The 17492-nt window shown below is 61.4% G+C and carries 15 protein-coding genes and 2 pseudogenes; 11 read left to right on the top strand and 6 right to left on the bottom strand.

Going from position 1 to position 17492, the window contains the following annotated elements:
* Window positions 1-70: 70 nt before the first annotated feature.
* The 3 genes and pseudogenes from OKW35_RS02925 to OKW35_RS02915 all read left to right on the top strand — a co-directional run.
* Window positions 71-334 (top strand): annotated as a pseudogene (locus OKW35_RS02925) (transposase); the annotation flags it as partial.
* 582 nt (window positions 335-916) lie between these two features.
* Window positions 917-1138: a hypothetical protein gene (locus OKW35_RS02920; RefSeq protein ID WP_429551203.1), complete on the top strand. Its 222-nt coding sequence runs from the start codon at window positions 917-919 to the stop codon at window positions 1136-1138.
* Window positions 1125-1484 carry a DUF1488 family protein gene (locus OKW35_RS02915; protein ID WP_429551202.1) on the top strand — a complete coding sequence of 120 codons (360 nt, stop codon included), beginning with the start codon at window positions 1125-1127 and terminating at the stop codon, window positions 1482-1484. Before OKW35_RS02920 ends, OKW35_RS02915 begins: the two co-directional genes overlap by 14 nt.
* On the opposite strand, the gene OKW35_RS02910 is transcribed toward OKW35_RS02915, so the two are convergent.
* Complete coding sequence (locus tag OKW35_RS02910) at window positions 1415-2611, bottom strand: tyrosine-type recombinase/integrase (RefSeq protein WP_429551234.1); 1197 nt, start codon at window positions 2609-2611, stop codon at window positions 1415-1417. The genes OKW35_RS02915 and OKW35_RS02910 overlap by 70 nt on opposite strands.
* A gap of 38 nt (window positions 2612-2649) precedes the next feature.
* Between OKW35_RS02910 and OKW35_RS02905 the strand changes: the two genes are divergently transcribed.
* Window positions 2650-3321 (top strand): hypothetical protein, encoded by a 672-nt coding sequence (locus OKW35_RS02905; RefSeq protein ID WP_429551201.1) that lies wholly within the window; start codon window positions 2650-2652, stop codon window positions 3319-3321.
* 290 nt (window positions 3322-3611) lie between these two features.
* Here OKW35_RS02905 and OKW35_RS02900 read toward each other — a convergent pair whose 3' ends face one another.
* From OKW35_RS02900 to OKW35_RS02880, 5 genes are all read right to left on the bottom strand, one after another.
* Complete coding sequence (locus OKW35_RS02900) at window positions 3612-3956, bottom strand: cupin domain-containing protein (RefSeq protein ID WP_429551200.1); 345 nt, start codon at window positions 3954-3956, stop codon at window positions 3612-3614.
* A gap of 413 nt (window positions 3957-4369) precedes the next feature.
* Window positions 4370-5188: an IS21-like element helper ATPase IstB gene (gene istB / locus OKW35_RS02895; RefSeq protein WP_063500950.1), complete on the bottom strand. Its 819-nt coding sequence runs from the start codon at window positions 5186-5188 to the stop codon at window positions 4370-4372.
* Window positions 5185-6684 (bottom strand): IS21 family transposase, encoded by a 1500-nt coding sequence (gene istA, locus OKW35_RS02890; RefSeq protein WP_429401526.1) that lies wholly within the window; start codon window positions 6682-6684, stop codon window positions 5185-5187. The genes istB and istA overlap by 4 nt, the downstream gene beginning before the upstream one ends.
* 324 nt (window positions 6685-7008) lie before the next feature.
* Window positions 7009-8139, bottom strand: coding sequence for a DSD1 family PLP-dependent enzyme (locus OKW35_RS02885; protein ID WP_429551199.1), 1131 nt, complete (start codon window positions 8137-8139; stop codon window positions 7009-7011).
* A 144-nt stretch (window positions 8140-8283) separates the two neighbouring features.
* Window positions 8284-9204 carry a LysR substrate-binding domain-containing protein gene (locus OKW35_RS02880; RefSeq protein ID WP_429551233.1) on the bottom strand — a complete coding sequence of 307 codons (921 nt, stop codon included), beginning with the start codon at window positions 9202-9204 and terminating at the stop codon, window positions 8284-8286.
* A 198-nt stretch (window positions 9205-9402) separates the two neighbouring features.
* Here OKW35_RS02880 and OKW35_RS02875 point away from each other — a divergent pair, with 198 nt between their 5' ends.
* The 7 genes and pseudogenes from OKW35_RS02875 to OKW35_RS02845 all read left to right on the top strand — a co-directional run bounded on the left by OKW35_RS02875 (window position 9403) and on the right by OKW35_RS02845 (window position 17438).
* Window positions 9403-9807, top strand: coding sequence for a RidA family protein (locus OKW35_RS02875; RefSeq protein ID WP_429551232.1), 405 nt, complete (start codon window positions 9403-9405; stop codon window positions 9805-9807).
* Between the two features lie 247 nt (window positions 9808-10054).
* Complete coding sequence (locus tag OKW35_RS02870; protein WP_429551198.1) at window positions 10055-10957, top strand: GNAT family N-acetyltransferase; 903 nt, start codon at window positions 10055-10057, stop codon at window positions 10955-10957.
* Between the two features lie 191 nt (window positions 10958-11148).
* Window positions 11149-12473 (top strand): annotated as a pseudogene (locus OKW35_RS02865) (NAD(P)/FAD-dependent oxidoreductase).
* Window positions 12474-12509: 36 nt separating this feature from the next.
* Window positions 12510-13787: an NAD(P)/FAD-dependent oxidoreductase gene (locus OKW35_RS02860; protein WP_429551197.1), complete on the top strand. Its 1278-nt coding sequence runs from the start codon at window positions 12510-12512 to the stop codon at window positions 13785-13787.
* Window positions 13784-15241 carry an aldehyde dehydrogenase family protein gene (locus OKW35_RS02855; RefSeq protein WP_429551196.1) on the top strand — a complete coding sequence of 486 codons (1458 nt, stop codon included), beginning with the start codon at window positions 13784-13786 and terminating at the stop codon, window positions 15239-15241. The genes OKW35_RS02860 and OKW35_RS02855 overlap by 4 nt, the downstream gene beginning before the upstream one ends.
* A 101-nt stretch (window positions 15242-15342) precedes the next feature.
* Complete coding sequence (locus tag OKW35_RS02850; RefSeq protein WP_429551195.1) at window positions 15343-16515, top strand: M20 aminoacylase family protein; 1173 nt, start codon at window positions 15343-15345, stop codon at window positions 16513-16515.
* A gap of 254 nt (window positions 16516-16769) precedes the next feature.
* Entirely contained in the window at window positions 16770-17438 is a 669-nt protein-coding gene (locus tag OKW35_RS02845; RefSeq protein WP_429551194.1) for a haloacid dehalogenase type II, read from the top strand.
* The last annotated feature ends 54 nt before the right edge of the window (window positions 17439-17492 follow it).

Raw genomic sequence — 17492 nt, 5'->3', positions numbered from 1 at the left:
AGGCACATCGGCCTGTGAGGATCCAGCTTCCTTTGCGCTCATATACTCGGGTGGGACGCGTTCATTTCATTTCCTGCTCCATGTGCTGCCCGGTGGCTTCCATCGTATCCGTCACTACGGACTGCTCGCCAACCCGGTGCGCCGCGCCAGTCTCGCGAAGGTCCGCGAACTGCTGCACGTCGCGACCGACGTCAACACATCAGCTCACGAAACCGTCATCGAAACGCGCCCCGCCTTCATCTGCCGGCACTGCGGCGCGCCGATGATCGTCATCGATATCCTTGCGCGCACTGCACCGATCCGCGCACCACCCACGCGCCGGGGCGAGATATGAGCGTCACTGTTCCAGGACGAACAACCCGACCCTCGGCTTTGCGGCAACGCGGTCCACGAGCAGACCCTTGCGTCTGCCGCTTCGCACAGGCCCTTGCAGGTCCGTTCCGCCATCACGATGGCGCCACTGCACCGCTTCGGCACAACCTCAGCCCTCAGCCGGCCTCCCGCCTGACCACGCATCCCGCAACACCGCTCGCCATCCCGGGCAATCAATCGCCATAGCCCCGAAGACTCCATTGCATCAGAGCACTCCGCGGTTTCCTCCCTTCAGGTTTATTCAACGCCTGCCCGCACGCGCCGGCGCGCACCCCGAGTCCACGGACATGGGCAGGCATCGAACAAACCTCAAGACAAGCAACACTCTGCATCGCGAATCGAATGGCCGTTTCCAAGGTATCGACAACAGCTGGCGCAGAGTCGACTTCAACCGATCTCCCCACGCGAAACGAAAACCAGCCCGGCCTCCTTCATCCCGCGCGATTATCCAGCCCCGGGTGGCTTGACCAACTGATCGGGTTTCGAATTACCGCGTGCAGCTCGCGTCCCGCAAAGGCTCACCTTGAGGACTTGAGTCAGCCATATGGATGCAACTAACAGTCTGGCTTCATCACATCCGTATCAAGATCCAGACCCAAACCCTGCCTGCAAAGGCAGCGGGGCGGAGTTTACGCGACGGTTTATCTACGTGGCGGAAATCAGCGGCGCATCCGTCTTCCGTCTGTTCTCTAAAATTGAAGACAGGCGGCAGCAGCTTAAAGGCCCCTGGTTGAACTCACGAGGTCTAAAAAATGGACATGATTGACCTGATGCCAGATGTCGCGGCGGCCCGACATGAAATCTCGTTTCGCCTGGCCGGGCAATGCAGTGAGGTCGCCTGTGTGATCACGCGGGAAGCGCCTGAAGCGCAATTCTGGCTGCCCGGAGACGCTGATCAGGTCCGCATGCTCAAGGCATTTGCTGACGGACGGCGTCGCATTATCGCGGTCGCCGAAAGAAAAGTCCGACTGCGTCCGGGCAAACCGGTCAGGCTCACTACCAGGATTTCGAGGCCGGAGGTTAGTCCTCCGGCTGCCGCCCGTCACCAGTCAATGCGGTGTTTCTCATCAGTCTCGCGGTGCCGGCGATCATCGTCCACGTGCAGATACTGACTGGTTGTCGTCAGGGACGCATGTCCGAGGTTGTCGCGCACGAGTCGCAGATCCAGTTGCTGGTCTGCCATATGTGAGCCTGCGCTGTGACGCAGCCAGTGCGCCGACGCCTGCTCGAGGCGGTCTGCGCGCAACGCATGGTCGTCGCCGCGCGGGCGCAACGATCCTGCGGCGCCGCTGAAGACGTCCTTCACGATCCGGTGCAAGGCGGCGCGCGTGAGTGGCCTGAGAGACTGGCCGATCGGCAGCACAAGCGGCGTGTCCTCGCGGGGTGAGGGGAGCGCTGGCAGTCCACGGGCTCGCCGGTATGTGCCGAGTTCCATCATCATTTCCGCGGTGGCGGGCACCAGCCGCTCCTTGCCACCTTTGCCCATTCCTTCGAGCCACCAGCGCTCCTGGCCGTTTTCGTCGCCCCGACGGAAGAACCGGCCCATCGTATTCGTGCCGACCTCCGTGATCCGCAGGCCCCCCAGATAGAGCAGGGTGAAAAGCCAGCGCACGCGCCCGTGATGTTCGCGCTCGCGACTGGTTTCCCTGGGCATGCCCTGAATGTACGTTTTGACTTCGAGCCACAGTTCGGGCGACAGATACCGGACGATGCGCGGCCTGGCCCTGCGCGCGCGCTGGCGCGAGAGCGACAGGGGATTGCCGGCCAGATACCCGGCCTGCACCAGCCACGCAAACATGACGTTGAGGATCACCATCGCCTGCCGCTGGCTCGATGCCGACAGGGGGCCGTAGAACGGTCGCCAGCGCGGATCGTTGCGGGGATGCTTGCGTCCGCCATCAGCGGTCCACCGTGCCGCGGGTTGCGGATCGACGAGAAAGTGCTGGTAGACCAGCAGGTCTTCGTGCGTGAGCGAGGAGAGCGGTTTGCCTGGCTGCACGAGCGACCAGAGCAGCAGCCGCTCGGCTTCCTTGCGGTAGCTGTCGAAGGTCGCCGGCTTGTCGGCAAAGCGCGCGAGCCATGCCTGTATTGCCTCCAGGTCATTTGCCGCGGCAATCTGCGCATGGCCGCCGATCGCGCGGTTCGATCCCGTGCGACCGTCAAGCGCCGCAGGGATAGCGAGCGTTTCGAGCGGAGCGGGTTGCAGCGCAACGCCGCTGCGGGCGGCCGGATTCGACATGAAGGTGAGCTTTTCCGGGAAGCGCGTCGAGGCGCGCAATGGCAGGCGGTTCTGCGTGGCAATTTTCAACATTATCGGAAACGGCGCTTGAGCAGCGGACGGCCGCGCTGCTTGCCGCCCAGGTTGAGGTCCGCGAACTAGAGAAGGCACAGGCCCAGGGGCATGCGGCGCGGCAGGCGCTCGAGGGGGACAGCGTGCGGCTGAAGCATGAAGCGGTGGCACGGGACCGCGAACTGGACAAGGTGCGCGAAGGCTTCTCGCGGGACCTCGAGAAGCTGCGCGCGGATGCCGGGCGCGCCGGTGAGCGCCTGCGTGCCGCGGAAAGACGGGCGCTGCTCGAGATTGATCGCGAGCGTGGCGCCGCCGCGAAACTGCGGAAGGAACTCGATGCCGCGGCGAAGCGGGCCGACCAATGCGAGGCGGACCATCGCCGCGTGGTCGAGATCCTGCAGGCGCAGCTGGGTGACGCGCGCCATCAGGCCGGCGTGCTGCAGGGGCGCCTGGATGCCGCGCAGGCCACGAACGTGACGTTGCAGGAACAGCTGGTGGCACTTCGTCCGGCGGATACGCGCCCGGCCCGCGCGAAGGTGGCGCCTGCACGCCCGATTGCGGGCCGCGCGGCGGTGACACGCACGTCGCGTCAGGCAACGGCAGCACCGGCGGAACCGGCGACGGCCAGCAAGACCACGGTGCGCCGCAGGCGGGGGTAGGCGAGGTGGAGAAAAACAGCCGCCAGGAAAAAAGGCGCAAGGCCCCGGCTTGACCGCCGATCAGCGCACTGATGCGCTATGGCGAGCGGATCGTGCGCGTGATCGCCGAAGCGAGCGGCCAGCGCGTGATCATCGGGTCGGCGTTCACGCGGCCTGGATATGGAGGCCGGTTCCGATGGCGGATCAGCCGGAGCCGGACCAAGTCGTTCGCGCCAGGCGGGGGGCGACGTGCGTCACGCTGAGGCGGGGGGACCAAGGCTTCGCAGCAGCTTATGTCGCCCCGCTCGTCGTTAAAGAATGACGTAGACCTTGCGCATGGTCTCGTCGACCTCCCAGAGCCCTTGGGTGTTTGACGCAAAAAACATGGTGTCACCAGGCTCAAAGTGAACCGCATCTTCGTTGTCTGGGGTAAATCGTCCCCGCCCGGACAAGATATGCATCACTTCGGCTTCCTTTACCTTGCGTAGATACGATCCCGCAGTGCATTCGAAGATACCGGTGTTAACCGACTCGCTGCCCTCGATGGTCTTCCGCAAGCCGGAGATCCTGATTGGGTCGGCGCCTAAAGAATCTACCGTTCCACGATCCTCAAGACCTTCGAAAGTGACGCTCTGTTTGATCTGATGGACTTTCATGTTTTGCCTAATGTTGGAAGTTGACGGTTTAGCCACTGCTTAAACCAGCCTTCACCCACTGGATACTTCCGATGTTTGGGGCTCGAGGTCGATGAGCGAAGGGATTGATATGATTTTGCTGACGCTATGTGGGCCCATGACGCACCCACATTACATGGTGCTAGCTATAGCGCGACAACGCTCGAAAAACTCTAAAAAAGCGCGGATACGTCGTTCGGATTAGCTCGCGCAGCATTTCGTGTGGCGAACCCGCGGGAAGAATTCAACAGCCGTGATGCATGCACCGCCCGGTCCAGTTAGTGGGGGCGAGGCGTGTTTCGAGTTCCGCCCTCACCGGTCTGTGGATATCGTCAACTACGATGTCCGGTTGCGCGACAACTATGATGGCCGGTCGACGGGGGTAATTGTCGCTGTCAATTGGCTATAGTTGTCGCTCCGTTGTGGTCGTCCGTGGGTAATTGACGCCGCCGCTCTTTCTGTTTGTCGCTGGCGTTGCGGCGCCGATAGCTTTCGACATTCAGCTCGAAGATCGTCGAGTGATGAACAAGCCTGTCTATGGCGGCCACCGTCATGCCGGGGTCCGGGAAGACGTTATGCCAGCCCGAGAACGGCTGATTTGCCGTTATGAGAAGACTTTTGCGCTCATACCTTTCAGCTATCAACTCGAACAGCACGCTGGTTTCAGCCTGGTCCTTCCTGACGTAGGACAGATCGTCCAGGATGATCAGATCGAAGCGGTCGAGTTTGGCGAGTGCCGAGGGCAATTGCAGACTCTTTCGCGCAGCCTGAAGTTTCTGCACCAAGTCACTGGTACGCGTGCATAGAACGCGGTACCCTGCATCGATCAGCGCGTGTCCGATGGCGCTTCCAAGATGGCTCTTGCCCCCGCCAGGTGGCCCAAACAGGAGGATCGTGGCGCCCTTCTCGAGCCACGCATCGCCGGTGGCCAGCGCCATGACGTGTGCCTTCGATACCATGGGCACGACACTGAAGTCGAACGTGGCAAGAGTCTTGGTCGGGTCCAATTGTGATTCGACACGATGACGTTCCAGTCTGCGTTTCGCCCGTTCAGCCAGTTCATGCTCGAACAATACGCCCAACAGTTGCGAGGCTTGCCAGCCTTCTTTATCCGAGCGCTGGGCGAAGTCAGACCACAGCCGACCAATCGTTGGCAGACGCAGTTCATTGAGCATCAGTCCCATGCGGCCGATGTCGTAAGTTGGTGCGCTCATGCGAACACCTCTTCATCAAGCAACGCGTCGTAGATCGAGGCATCCGGCATCTCGACCGACACAACGGGACATTCGGCCTCACGCGGCGCGAATTCGTCGAAGAGCGCCTTCAGATCGGGCAGTTTCCCGAGCGCGAGCAAGGCGTCGAGCCGTTCTGCCAGTTGAGCCTCCACGCCGTGGTTCCCGGCCAGATCGAGCAGGCCCACCATGGTCTTGCAGGCGTTGCGCGGGCTCAGCGCTTGATCCAGGCGTTCCCATGTCCGGCGGTAAGCTTCGCGCGGAAACAGATCGTCACGAAACACGAGACCCCTGAAGGCCTGAGGTTTGCGTTTGAGCGACTCAATAAAATGCCGGTAGTCAATGGCGCGTCCGCGGCCTTTGCTCGTGCGTGTGACGCGCGCCGTGCTGTGTACCAGCGCGCCAGACAGATAGCAGTCAAGCCGATCGTTATAGAGCCGCACCTTCAGGCGATGTCCGATCAGGCGTGACGGCGCGCTGTAGAGGCTGTTGTCCACCGTAAAAGTGCCACAGCGCGTCACGCGCGCCTCGTCCTCGACGAAGTCGGTGGTACGGTGCTCAGGCAGATCCCGCAGGTACTCACGCTCGACCTGGAATGCGGCGGCATTGCGCCGGTTGCGGCGCATCACCACACTGCGCACAAATTCGTCATAGGCTGGCCGGTCGTCGAAATCCCGATGACCGCGCAGTAACAAGGCCTGATCGACCGCTTCCTTCAGCCATCGATGCGAGGATTCGACACTACCGTTCTCGTGGCCCAAGCCTCGATTGTTGCGCGTGCCTTCCATCCCATAGTGCTCAAGCAAGGCCTTATAGCGAACCGTGAAGTCTTCTTCTTCCTGAAGATTCTTAAAGGCGGCCGACAGGCTGTCAGAGCGGTGTTCGCTCGGGCAGCCCCCCGCCTGCCATAGAGCGTTTTGCAAACCTGCCGCAAGAGCCTGGAAGCTCTCTCCGCTATCAACGACGCTGGCGTACTCCCAGCGCGAGAACGCCAGCACAAAGTGATAGAGCATGTGTCCGAACGCGACGCCGGCGATCGTCACACCCAGTTTCTCCATATGCGTGAAGTCGGACAAGCCCCGTACGCCGGGCTGATACGTCTGGGGGAAGAACACTTCCTTGCTGGGCCCTTCCAGCGCACGCCACCGGCTGACATGCCGCTCCAACGTGCGCCGCATTCCGTCGGGGAAGCGACCAGAATGGTCTTCCTGCAGTTTGCGCAGCAAGGTGACCGCTTTGAGTTTCGGGAAACTGCGTAGTAATGGCACGACTTCGCTATCCCAAACATCAGCGAACGGATTGGCGCGCGTGCGCCATTGACGTTCTGGCTTCTGCGAGGGCAACTCAGTGGCGTTCGTCGCGCGACGTGCAGTGCGCACGCTCATACCCGCTTTCGCGGCGGCAACTTCCTGGGTGTGATCTTTGCGCTTGGTCATGTAGAGATGAACCTGTCGATCGGTAATGTGAGTACCAGGCATTGGTTGACTGTTCTTTTAGCTTCAGTCAGCCATCCTAAGCCCCCGCCGAATCGGCGCTGCCGGTGGCTCGTCGTCTGCGGCGGCTACGCCGCCTTCGACTCCTCACCACCGGCCATCATAGTTGTCGCAAAAGCGGACTTCCCAATTGTCGCGCACCACCGGTCTGGGGCTTGCAACGGCGGCGCACCCTGTTACGCGCCTGCGTCCGTGAAGTGAGGCGTGGCCGGGGCGGGGGATCCGCGCATTCGATCGCGTCATTCCTTGACGGCTTTACGCATGACCCTGCGTCACCACACGCGCGCTGCGTCCTGCGTTCGGAGCGCCTTACCAGCCGTAGAAACGCGGCCACGTTTCAACCGTATCGTCAGGACCGATGGCCTGATAAGCCGGATGCTGGGCTCCTGTGGCACACGCATGGTTGGGCAGGATGCGCAGACGTGTCCCGATTGGAAACCGCTTCTCGATCTCGTGGTCTGGCATGCCGGATCGGGAGATGATGCCGTGCTCCTGATTCGCGCCGCTCATCACATACTCGCCCAGCACTTCGCCGTTTTCCAGGCAGACGAGCCCGTAACCGAAGTTCTGCTTCTGGCCCTGTGTGCCGCGATCGCGGCTCATTGCCATCCAGCCCGCATCGACGATGGCCCAGCCTTTCTCCCTCTGGTGGCCAATCACGGTGGTCAATACGCTCAATGCGATTTCGGAGGTGTCGTTGATCCCCACGTTATGCATGACGAGATCGAACATCACATAGACGCCTGCGCGAACTTCCGTCACGCCTTCCAGATGCTCGGCAGCCAGCGCTGTCGGCGTCGATCCGATGCTCACGACGTCACACTGCAGGCCCGCTGCCCGAAGGCGCTCAGCGGCTCGCACGCAGCCCGAACGTTCCTGCTCGGCGATGCGCACCAGTTCGTCATGTGAATCGTAGTCGTAGCTGGAACCCGCATGGGCAATTACACCGCCGACGTGCATGCCGCCCTTCGATAAGGTCGATGCGACAGTGATGAGCAGGTCGTCGTCGGGTGCGATACCCGAACGATGGCCGTCCACATCTATCTCGATCCATACTTCGAATGCTTCATCATGGTCCCGGCCGAAGGCGACGATGGCCTCAGCGCATGGCACGCTGTCGGCGACAATCTTCAGGGCGCAGCCCTGTCGCCTCAGCGCCAGCGCCTGCGAGAGTTTCGTCGGGGCCATGCCCACAGCGTAGACGATGTCACGGATGCCGCTTGCGAAGAACTGTTCGGCTTCCTTGAGGGTGGACACGGTGATGCCGCGTGCGCCGGCGTCCATTTGGGCCCGTACCACCTGCTCGCACTTGGTTGTTTTCACGTGCGGGCGAAAACTCACGCCGAGCGCGTTCAAGCGTTGCTGCATCCGCTCGATGTTGTGGTTCATGCGCTCGACATCGATCAATGCTGCGGGCGTGTTCAGCGACTGCAATCTCATCTGCGGCTCCTTGCGATTCTTCGCGCGATTGGTGTCTCGGTGTCGGCATGGTGCCGTGCGGACAGAGTCGCCACTATAGGAGCTTGCTGCGAGCTTGTGTTTAACGAAGGGTAAAGCGACCGTTAAGCCATATTGAATGTCACGTCAATTGCGCCAGGGCGTGGGGCTGAAGGCTCGCTTTGCGGCATCGAGAAACACGCGCTGGCGGATCGTCAGGCCCTGACGCGTGGACGTCAGCGCCATTACCGGCGCGGGTTCGAGGCGCCATGCCAGCAAGACGCGCTTCAGCTTTCCCTCGGCGATCAGCCGTGCGGCATCCCACTCGGATCGTTCGATAATGCCCAGGCCGTCCACCGCCCAGTCAGTGACCACGGTACCGTCGTTCGACGACAACGCGCTATTGAGCCGGATCGTGACGGCTTTGCCTACGCGCTTTCCCGCGGCATTGTGTTGAGTGAAACGCAGGCGGGTCACGTCTTCGTCGTTTTCTCGCAAACTCAGGAATTCGTACCGTGTGAGCTGGGATGGATGCTCGAGCTTCGATAGACGACGCGCAAGGACCGGGCTTGCGCACAGGAAGCGGTCGTTCGGCGCGAGGTAATGTCCTATCCAGGAGGACCCTTTGACGTTGCCGATCGATACGACCGCGTCGGCGCCCGACGCTGCCGTGAGCGGGCTTTCCGACAGGATGAGCGAAATCGCAAGACTTGGGTGGGACAGACGCAGATCGCGGACCAGCGGTGCGACGTACGCGCGTCCAAAGCCGAACGGTGCCACGACGCGCAAATGGCCGCTCACCCCGCTCGACTCTCCAGAGACGCGGGAAGGAATCGACTCGATCCGTTCCAGGATTTCAATCGCTTCCTGAACAAGGTGCTGGCCCTCGTTGGTGAGTGAGATGCCTCTGGCCGCGCGCGTCACAAGGCGAAGCCCCAGCCGTTCTTCAATGCGTTGAAGGCGTACCGTGACCGCAGGCGGGGTGAGATCCAACAGCCTCGCGGCCGCGGCAAGCGATTGTGACGCGCCCAGCGCACGGAACAGTTGCATGTCTTCCAGTTGGAGCATTAAGAGATATTTAACGAGAGGTTTATTGGATATTAAACACGACAAAAACATTTTTTCCTATAGTTCGTCGCATGAACCTGACAACTGCGGTGGGCGCGTGATGCTGCAGGAGGGGTAGCACGAGTCAATAAAGCCCGATAGCAAGGTGCCTTCTGCTGGACAGTGGTCGGCGAGCTTCTTTTTAAAACGGTGGGCTTCATGGATCAGTACGAAAGCGGTACGCATTTCCCCGAGACGAGAAATCCCGCCGGACTGGCAACGCCGGGTGGGCACTACAGTCATGTTTCGATCGCAAATGGCCTGATTTTTGTGTCCGGTCAACTTCCAATCGATTCGCGCGGCGAAAAGCTCACGGACCGGCCGTTTGAAGCGCAGGCGGAGCAGGTGTTGGCAAATCTGGCTTCCGCGCTTGGCGGTGCGGGCAGCGATGTCAAGAAACTGGCCCAGGTCCGAGTCTATATCGTTGATGTTGCGCATTGGGCGAGCTTCAATGAGATCTACGCGCGTTGGGCCGGCGATGCCAGGCCCGCTCGCGCCGTGGTGCCGGTTCCCGCGCTCCATTTTGGTCTGAAGATCGAGATCGAAGCGGTCGCATTGGTCTAGCGTAACCAGTGCAGATTTGCGACGGCGCCAAGCGTCGCGCTTGAGACGCTTAGCAGCGGGCGCGACGAACGTAACGCTTACATCAGGTGCGGCGCGGGCCTGCCACTTTGTGGGCGCTAAAGGCGCAACCGCAACGTCAGCCCGCAAGGCTGGGCGCAAGCATCGTGTCCGTGCTTGCGTGAGAGATCCATTCTCGGGAATGGCTAGCCCGGGTAGCGTAAATAGCAGCATTGGGTAGGGTAACTTAATGAAACAGGAGCATGTCGTGAACGTTCCATCCCCGACGACGAAACTTCGGTATCGAACGTTCACCTCGGCCGATATACCGGCAGCTCATGCCCTCTCAATGGCGCTCAACTGGCCATACAGGCCGGAAGACTGGCAATTTTCTGCTGACTCGGCAAAAGGGTTCGTGGCTGAAGAATGTGGTGTCGTGATTGGTACGGCGCTGTGCTGGAAATTCGGAACGGACCGCGCTTCTCTCGGTCACGTAATTGTGTCATCCGGACATCAGGGGCGAGGCATCGGCCGTAAGCTGATGGAAGCCGTCCTCGATGAGCTGGGGCCACGCATCACTTTCCTGCATGCGACGTCAGCTGGCCAGCCGCTCTACGAAAAGCTGGGTTTTAACGTGTGCGGATCGTTGGAACAATATCAAGGGAACATCAGCAAGACTTTCCCGGTCCCGTTGCTCGATGGCGAGCGACTGCGGTTGGGGACTTCTGCCGATTTCCCTGAGCTCATTGGTCTGGCTGCGCGCGCTTCCGGGCTGGAGCGCAATGCGATTTTCTCCGCATTGCTGAAGTTCGGGGAAAGCGTCGTGCTCGAACGTGAGGGCGAAGTTGTCGGATTCTCGGTGCTCCGCCGCTTTGGCCGGGGTCATGTGATCGGCCCCGTTGTCGCACTGCGTTCGCGCGACGACGCTCGTGCGAGGGCTCTGACCGGCTATTGGCTGACCGGACGAGAGGGCGAATTCGTTCGTATCGACGTCCCTTCGGGAACGAGTTTGACCGACTGGCTAAGCGGACAGGGATTGAAGCGCGTGGACACAGTCTTGAAGATGGTTCGCAATGCGCCCGCTGGTGCACATCGTGGCGCGCCCGATCCGGTCTGCCGGCTGTACGGGCTTATCAGTCAGGCGATGTTCTAGGTGTTGCCACGCGCGACAAAATCTGCCGCCACGAACTTTGGATGGGCCGGATTGCGGCGTCGCACCATCTGACCATTAAGCCAGCCTTAACGGTGGGTTAATTGGTCCCTTAGCAACGCGAGCCTAAGGCGATCGATAATCCCTGACATACGATGCACCACAGAACAGAACTTGGGAAGGAGCTTCCGCAGATGCGCGTACCGTTGACCCGTGTTGATACCACACCGACGCTACCGCGAAGCGCTGATGTCGTCGTGATTGGCGGGGGGATCGTCGGTGTGTTTACCGCATGGTTTCTGGCGAAGCGGGGCGTGAAAGTCGCGCTCATCGAAAAAGGCATAGTCGGCGGGGAGCAGTCCAGCCGGAACTGGGGCTGGTGCCGCCAACAGAACCGCGACGCGCGCGAATTGCCGATTGCGACCGAGAGTCTGCGGCTGTGGGAGCAGTTTGAAGCCGAGTCCGGCGAGACCACCGGCTTTAGCCGCAGTGGCCTGCTGTACCTGAGCAACGACGACAGCGAACTCGCCACCTGGGCGCGCTGGTGCGAATTTGCGCGCACGGCGGGTGTCAGGACGGAGGTGCTCGGCAGCAAACAGGCTACCGAGCGGGCTATCGCGACAGGACGCAACTGGAAGGGCGGGGTGTTCGCTCCCACGGACGGCATTGCGGACCCGGCGAACGCCGCGCCGGCCGTGGCTCGCAGCATCATGAAGCTGGGTGGGACGGTTCATCAGAATTGCGCGGCACGTGGCATCGAAACCGAAGGCGGCCGGGTCAGCGGCGTGGTGACCGAACAAGGCACGATCCGCACGAAGACCGCGGTGCTGTCGGGCGGCGCATGGGCTTCCTCGTTTTGCCGGCAGCTCGGCATCCGGCTGCCCCAGGCAAGTATTCGCTCATCGGTCATGTCGGTCTTGCTGCCCAGGGGCACGTTGCCGGATGCGCTGCACACCTCGGCCATCACCATCACGCGACGTGGTGACGAAGAATATACGCTCTCAATCAGCGGATTGGCAAAGCTTGACCCGACGCTCCAAAAAATCCGCTACGCAAAGGACTTCATGCCGATGTTCGGACGCCGCTGGCGCAGCCTCAGTCCGGGAAATCTGGAAGGCGTACGTTCGGTCATGAAGCAATGGGGCGCTGGCGGCTCGACCGGCCGACGCCGATGGAAAAGATGCGGGTGCTGGACCCCTGTGTCGATGAAGCCACGCTCAGGGAAATTCGCAAGCGGGCGATCGATCTCTGTCCGGTGATCCGGGAAAGTCGGATTGCGGCATCGTGGGCGGGTTACATTGACACGACGCCGGACGGCGTTCCTGCCATCGGCGAAGCGAAGGAACTGCCTGGCTTCGTGCTGGCCGCAGGCCTGAGCGGTCACGGGTTCGGCATCGGGCCGGGATGCGGCCATCTCGTTGCGGATCTGGTTACGGGCGTGAAGCCGATCGTCGATCCCGAACCCTACCGTCCTGCGCGACTCAACGAATCGGTGCGGGGAAAGGTTGCCGACTTTTAAGACCAGTTTTTGCCGCTTGCGCGCTTGGAGTTTGTAATGCATTTCAGTTCTTACTGGCTGGACACGTCTGAGCCATTCGTTAGCAACTCGCCTGACGTGCCCGGTGGAAGTTGCGACGTGGTCGTCGTTGGCGGAGGTATAACGGGCACGGCGGCTGCATTGGCACTTGCGAAAAAAGGCGCACGCGTCATGGTCTGCGAAGCAGGAACCGTGGGGCAGGCGGCGTCGGGACGCAATGGCGGCATGTGCAACAACGGCTTCGCGCAGGATTACGCTTCACTGTCGCAGCGCATCGGCACGGAACTGGCGAACCGGCTATATCGCGCGTTCGACGCGGGCGTCGATACGGTGGAGCGGCTGGTCAGGGAAGAGTCGATCGATTGCGATTTCGTCCGCAGGGGAAAACTCAAGCTCGCGGCGAAGCCCGAGCATTACGACAAGCTGGTGCGAAGTCAGGCGTTGCTCGCCGCGAGCGTGGACCCGGATACGCGCCTTGTGACGAAGGCAGAGCTTCGTGACGAGATCGGCTCGGATCGTTATCACGGCGGGTTGATCTTTGAGAAGAGTGCCGGGATGCACGTCGGTCGCTATGTTCGTGGTCTCGCGAGGGCTGCGCAAGCGCGCGGAGCGCACATTCTGGAACATACGCCAGTGCTGGGGTTACAGAGGGAATCCCGGGGCGCATACGTGGTCCGAACGCCGCGGGGCGAGATCCGCGCGCCGCAGGTGCTTCTGGCAAGCGGCATCTCGCAGGTGGGACCGTTCGGCTGGATTCGACGCAGGATCGTGCCGGTTGGGGCCTTCATCATCGTCACCGAGCCCTTGTCGCCGGAACTGCTGAACCGGTTGCTGCCAACCCGCCGGATGGCCACCGACACCAAAAACTTCGTCAACTTCTTTCGTGTCACGCCCGACAACCGGATGCTATTTGGCGGTCGTGCGCGCTTCGCGACGTCAAACCCCAGTTCGGACGAAAAGAGCGGACTGATCTTGCGACAGCAGATGGCCACTGTGTTTCCCGAACTGGCGAACGTGCGCATCGACTATTGCTGGGGCGGCATGGTCGACATGACGGCCAACCGCCTGCCGCGCGCGGGCCAGCGAGACGGTGTCTACTACTCAATGGGTTATAGCGGCCACGGCACTCACATGGCCACGCTGATGGGCACACTGATGGCAGAGATCATGGACGGACGCGCCGATCTCAACCCGTGGAAAGACTTCGACTGGCCTGCTATCCCCGGTCACTTCGGCAAGCCATGGTTTTTGCCGTTCGTGGGCGCATGGTACCGACTCAAGGACACACTGCAATGAATTCACCTGTTCGTCACCTGATGCAAGCGGGAAGGCTGGACCGGTTCTTTATCGACGGCGAATGGATTATGCCCGAGGGTACCGATCGGGTCGCGGTCGTCTCCCCGTCCACCGAAGACACGCTCTGCGAGATTCCGCTCGGCAACGCACGCGACGTCGACCTGGCTGTGCAAGCCGCGCGCAGAGCGTTCGCGCGATGGTCCGTGACTTCGCCGCAGGAGCGCGCCACGTTGCTCGACCGCGTTCATACGTTGATCATCGAGCGCGCGGAACTGTTCGCCACGGCGCTGGCAACGGAAATGGGTGCGCCTATCAGCTATGCGCGCGCCGCGCACGTGCCGCTCGCGGCCGAACATATCCGGGTCGCGCGTGACAATGTGGCGAATTACCCGTTCCGCGTCCAGCGTGGAACGACCGCGATCGTGCGCGAGCCGATCGGCGTGTGCGCGCTGATCACGCCGTGGAACTGGCCGATCTATCAGATCACGGCGAAGGTCGGTCCGGCGCTGGCAGCGGGCTGCACCGTGGTCCTTAAACCCAGCGAGCTCTCGCCGCTGAGCGCGTTGCTGTTTGCGGAAGTCATCTCCGATGCCGGAATTCCTGCCGGCGTATTCAACCTGGTGAGCGGCACAGGCCCCGAAGTGGGCACCGCGCTGGCATCCCATCCGCAAGTTGATATGGTGTCGATCACCGGTTCGACGCACGCGGGCGTGCGGGTCGCACAGGCGGCCGCGCCGACTGTCAAGCGTGTGGCGCAGGAGCTCGGTGGCAAGTCCCCCAACGTCGTGTTGCCGGATGCCGATCTGCCGCGTGCCGTCTCGCTGGGCATCGCCGCCGCGTTCCGGAATATGGGCCAGTCGTGCAGCGCGCCTACCCGCCTCATTGTTCCGCGCAGTGTCCTCGACAAGGTTAATGAGCTGGCGGTGGCAGCGACGGAACAGATGATTGTTGGCGATCCGTTCGCCGAAGCGACGACGCACGGTCCGCTGGCGAATCGCATGCAGTTCGGCAGGGTGCAGCAGATGATCGACGCGGGCATCGACGAAGCGGCGAACCTGATCGTGGGTGGCCCCGGAAGGCCAGCCGGATTTGACAAGGGCTTCTACGCACGCCCGACGATCTTCTCGGATGTCCGTACCGATATGACCATTGCCCAGCAGGAGATATTCGGGCCGGTCCTTGCGATCATTCCTTATGACACGGGCGAAGAAGCGATCACCATCGCGAACGACACCGTCTATGGGCTCGGCGCGCATGTTCAAGGTACGGACAAGGAACTCATGCGTGCGGTAGCCGCGAGCATCCAGTCGGGTCAGGTGCATCTGAACTACCCGGCATGGGACCCGCAGGCTCCGTTCGGCGGGTACAAGCAATCCGGGAACGGGCGCGAGTATGGGATCGAAGGCATGGAAGAGTACATGGAGGTCAAGTCGATCCTCGGGTACTACGATTGAAACAGTCGCCAGGCCGGACGCGGTGACACTGCAGATTTGAAGCTGTTTGCTTTCTAAAGGTGCTGAGATTGGAACCCTCCGTAAACCCTGAGACATTGAGAATGCTTCAAGCGCACTGGGCGACGCTGCGACGCGACCTGCATGCCCATCCCGAGTTGCGATTTGAAGAACACAGGACGGCAGACGTCGTCGCGCGTGAGCTTGAAGAGCTGGGCTATGCGGTGTTGCGCGGGCTGGGAGGGACGGGAGTCGTCGCGAGCCTGCCCGGTGCGAACCCGGATCGGGGAATCGTGCTCCGTGCGGATCTGGATGCGTTGCCGATCCAGGAAGCCAATGACTTCGCGCATGCATCAGGCGCGGACGGAATCATGCATGCCTGCGGGCATGACGGCCATACGGTGATGTTGCTGGGTGCCGCGCGCATCCTGAAGGAACTGCCGCAGTTGCCTGGCACGGTTCATTTCGTGTTTCAGCCAGGAGAGGAGGGGGGCGCGGGCGCGCGGAAGATGATCGATGACGGGCTGTTCGAGCACTGCCTGACCGAGGCGGTGTTTGGCATGCACAACTGGCCCGGATTGCCTGCCGGACATTTCGGTTTGCGCACGGGCCCGATCATGGCCGCGGGCTCCCGATTCAGGATCTCGGTAACGGGCAAGGGCGCTCATGCGGCGCAGCCGCATCTCGGTCTCGATCCGATACCGCTGGCGTGTTCGATGGTTCTCCAGTGTCAGACCATCGCGGCACGGCACAAGGATCCCGTGGATCCCGCCGTCATTTCGGTCTGCATGTTCCACGCAGGCAATACGGACAATGTCATCCCGGACAGCGCCGAGTTGCGCGGGACGATTCGCACGCTGTCGTCGGGCTTGCAACAAAAGTTGCAGCGCGACATCGAACTCATGTGCGATGGGCTGGCCGCCGCCTATGGCGCGCAAGTCGAGGTGACGTTTTTCCAATACTACCCTGCGACAATCAACACGCCGGCCGAGACCGCACTTTGCGAAGCGGTCATTCGCGAGACCTTCGGCGACGAACGCCTTAACCCGGACGTTCCGGCGAACATGACATCCGAAGACTTCGGTTTCATGCTGGAGGAGCAGCCCGGCGCTTATGTGCTGATCGGTAATGCCCCTATGGGAATGGCCGCGCCGGGTCTGCATCACCCGAAATACGATTTCAACGACGACATCATTCCGGCCGGCGTCCGGTACTGGGTCGCTTTGGCACAGCATTACTTCGGTACCGTCCAGCGCAAGCGTCGCATCGAGGAATAGACCAGCGGCGCCTTTCAGCCGCAGAGAAGAGGTCGAATCGACCAGGATTGGATCATCGGGCTTAATCCAGTCCCTCTTCGAAAGGGCAACCCGGTGGGCACCGTGGAGGTGACCTTTGCAGAGTTGGACTTTTTCACAACGCGCAGTCGCCTAAGCCGTTTTAATTTGTAGTACTTAAAGTATATCCCAGGAATGCGCTTCCTGTTTTTGCCGGTGAACTCTACGCGGGTTCACAACACGAGAGGACTGAAACCATGATTGATTTTGAGCCCAAGTACATCACATTCGACTGCTACGGCACGCTGACGAATTTTCGCATAGGTGAGATGACTCGCGAGCTGTACGGAAATCGCCTCCAGGGCGCCGAATTGGAGCGCCTCGTCTCCTTCTTTACGGCTTACCGACGCGACGAAGCGCTCGGCGCCTGGAAGCCGTTTCGCGATGTGCTGGTCAACGCCGCGCGCCGGGCGTGCAAGCGCATGCATATCGAATTTAGCGAATCGGAAGCGGAAAAATTCTACCTCGCCGAGCCGACATGGGGCCCGCATCCGGACGTGCCGGAAGGCCTTTCGCGCCTCGCGAAGAAATACAGGCTGGTCATTCTGACGAACGCACCGGACGAGCACATCCAGAGCAACGTCGACCAGCTGGGCGCGCCGTTTCATCGTGTGTTCACCGCAGAGCAGGCTCAATCGTACAAGCCGCGCATGCAGGGCTTCGAGTACATGTTTGACCAGCTGGACTGCAACCCTGAGGACGTGCTGCATGTCTCATCGAGCCTGCGGTACGACCTGATGACGGCGCACGACATGGGCGTCAGGCATAAGGCGTTCGTCAACCGTGGCCACGAGCCGGGCACGCCGTACTACGAATACTACGAAGTCGAGACCATCGGCGATCTCGCCACCCAGATGGGCCTGTGATCCGTTGCCTTCAGTTACGCAGGGGCACCGATGAAACTCGACTCGCACCTCCTC

Origin of the sequence: Paraburkholderia sp. MM5477-R1 (assembly GCF_050436385.1) — a bacterium.
Lineage (GTDB): Bacteria > Pseudomonadota > Gammaproteobacteria > Burkholderiales > Burkholderiaceae > Paraburkholderia > Paraburkholderia tuberum.
Note: the sequence above shows the minus strand (reverse complement) of the source record. Positions and strands in the feature narration are given on the sequence as shown.

Bases quoted from the DNA above. Each gene is read 5' to 3' on its own strand.
- OKW35_RS02860 (WP_429551197.1), top strand. From the start codon at position 12,510: ATGCATTTCAGTTCTTACTGGCTGGACACGTCTGAGCCATTCGTTAGC.
- OKW35_RS02885 (WP_429551199.1), bottom strand. From the start codon at position 8,139: ATGAGATTGCAGTCGCTGAACACGCCCGCAGCATTGATCGATGTCGAG.
- OKW35_RS02910 (WP_429551234.1), bottom strand. From the start codon at position 2,611: ATGTCGAATCCGGCCGCCCGCAGCGGCGTTGCGCTGCAACCCGCTCCG.
- OKW35_RS02920 (WP_429551203.1), top strand. From the start codon at position 917: ATGGATGCAACTAACAGTCTGGCTTCATCACATCCGTATCAAGATCCA.
- OKW35_RS02855 (WP_429551196.1), top strand. From the start codon at position 13,784: ATGAATTCACCTGTTCGTCACCTGATGCAAGCGGGAAGGCTGGACCGG.
- OKW35_RS02845 (WP_429551194.1), top strand. From the start codon at position 16,770: ATGATTGATTTTGAGCCCAAGTACATCACATTCGACTGCTACGGCACG.
- OKW35_RS02915 (WP_429551202.1), top strand. From the start codon at position 1,125: ATGGACATGATTGACCTGATGCCAGATGTCGCGGCGGCCCGACATGAA.
- OKW35_RS02900 (WP_429551200.1), bottom strand. From the start codon at position 3,956: ATGAAAGTCCATCAGATCAAACAGAGCGTCACTTTCGAAGGTCTTGAG.
- istB (WP_063500950.1), bottom strand. From the start codon at position 5,188: ATGAGCGCACCAACTTACGACATCGGCCGCATGGGACTGATGCTCAAT.
- OKW35_RS02875 (WP_429551232.1), top strand. From the start codon at position 9,403: ATGGATCAGTACGAAAGCGGTACGCATTTCCCCGAGACGAGAAATCCC.
- OKW35_RS02880 (WP_429551233.1), bottom strand. From the start codon at position 9,204: ATGCTCCAACTGGAAGACATGCAACTGTTCCGTGCGCTGGGCGCGTCA.
- OKW35_RS02905 (WP_429551201.1), top strand. From the start codon at position 2,650: ATGGCAGGCGGTTCTGCGTGGCAATTTTCAACATTATCGGAAACGGCG.
- istA (WP_429401526.1), bottom strand. From the start codon at position 6,684: ATGCCTGGTACTCACATTACCGATCGACAGGTTCATCTCTACATGACC.
- OKW35_RS02850 (WP_429551195.1), top strand. From the start codon at position 15,343: ATGCTTCAAGCGCACTGGGCGACGCTGCGACGCGACCTGCATGCCCAT.
- OKW35_RS02870 (WP_429551198.1), top strand. From the start codon at position 10,055: ATGAAACAGGAGCATGTCGTGAACGTTCCATCCCCGACGACGAAACTT.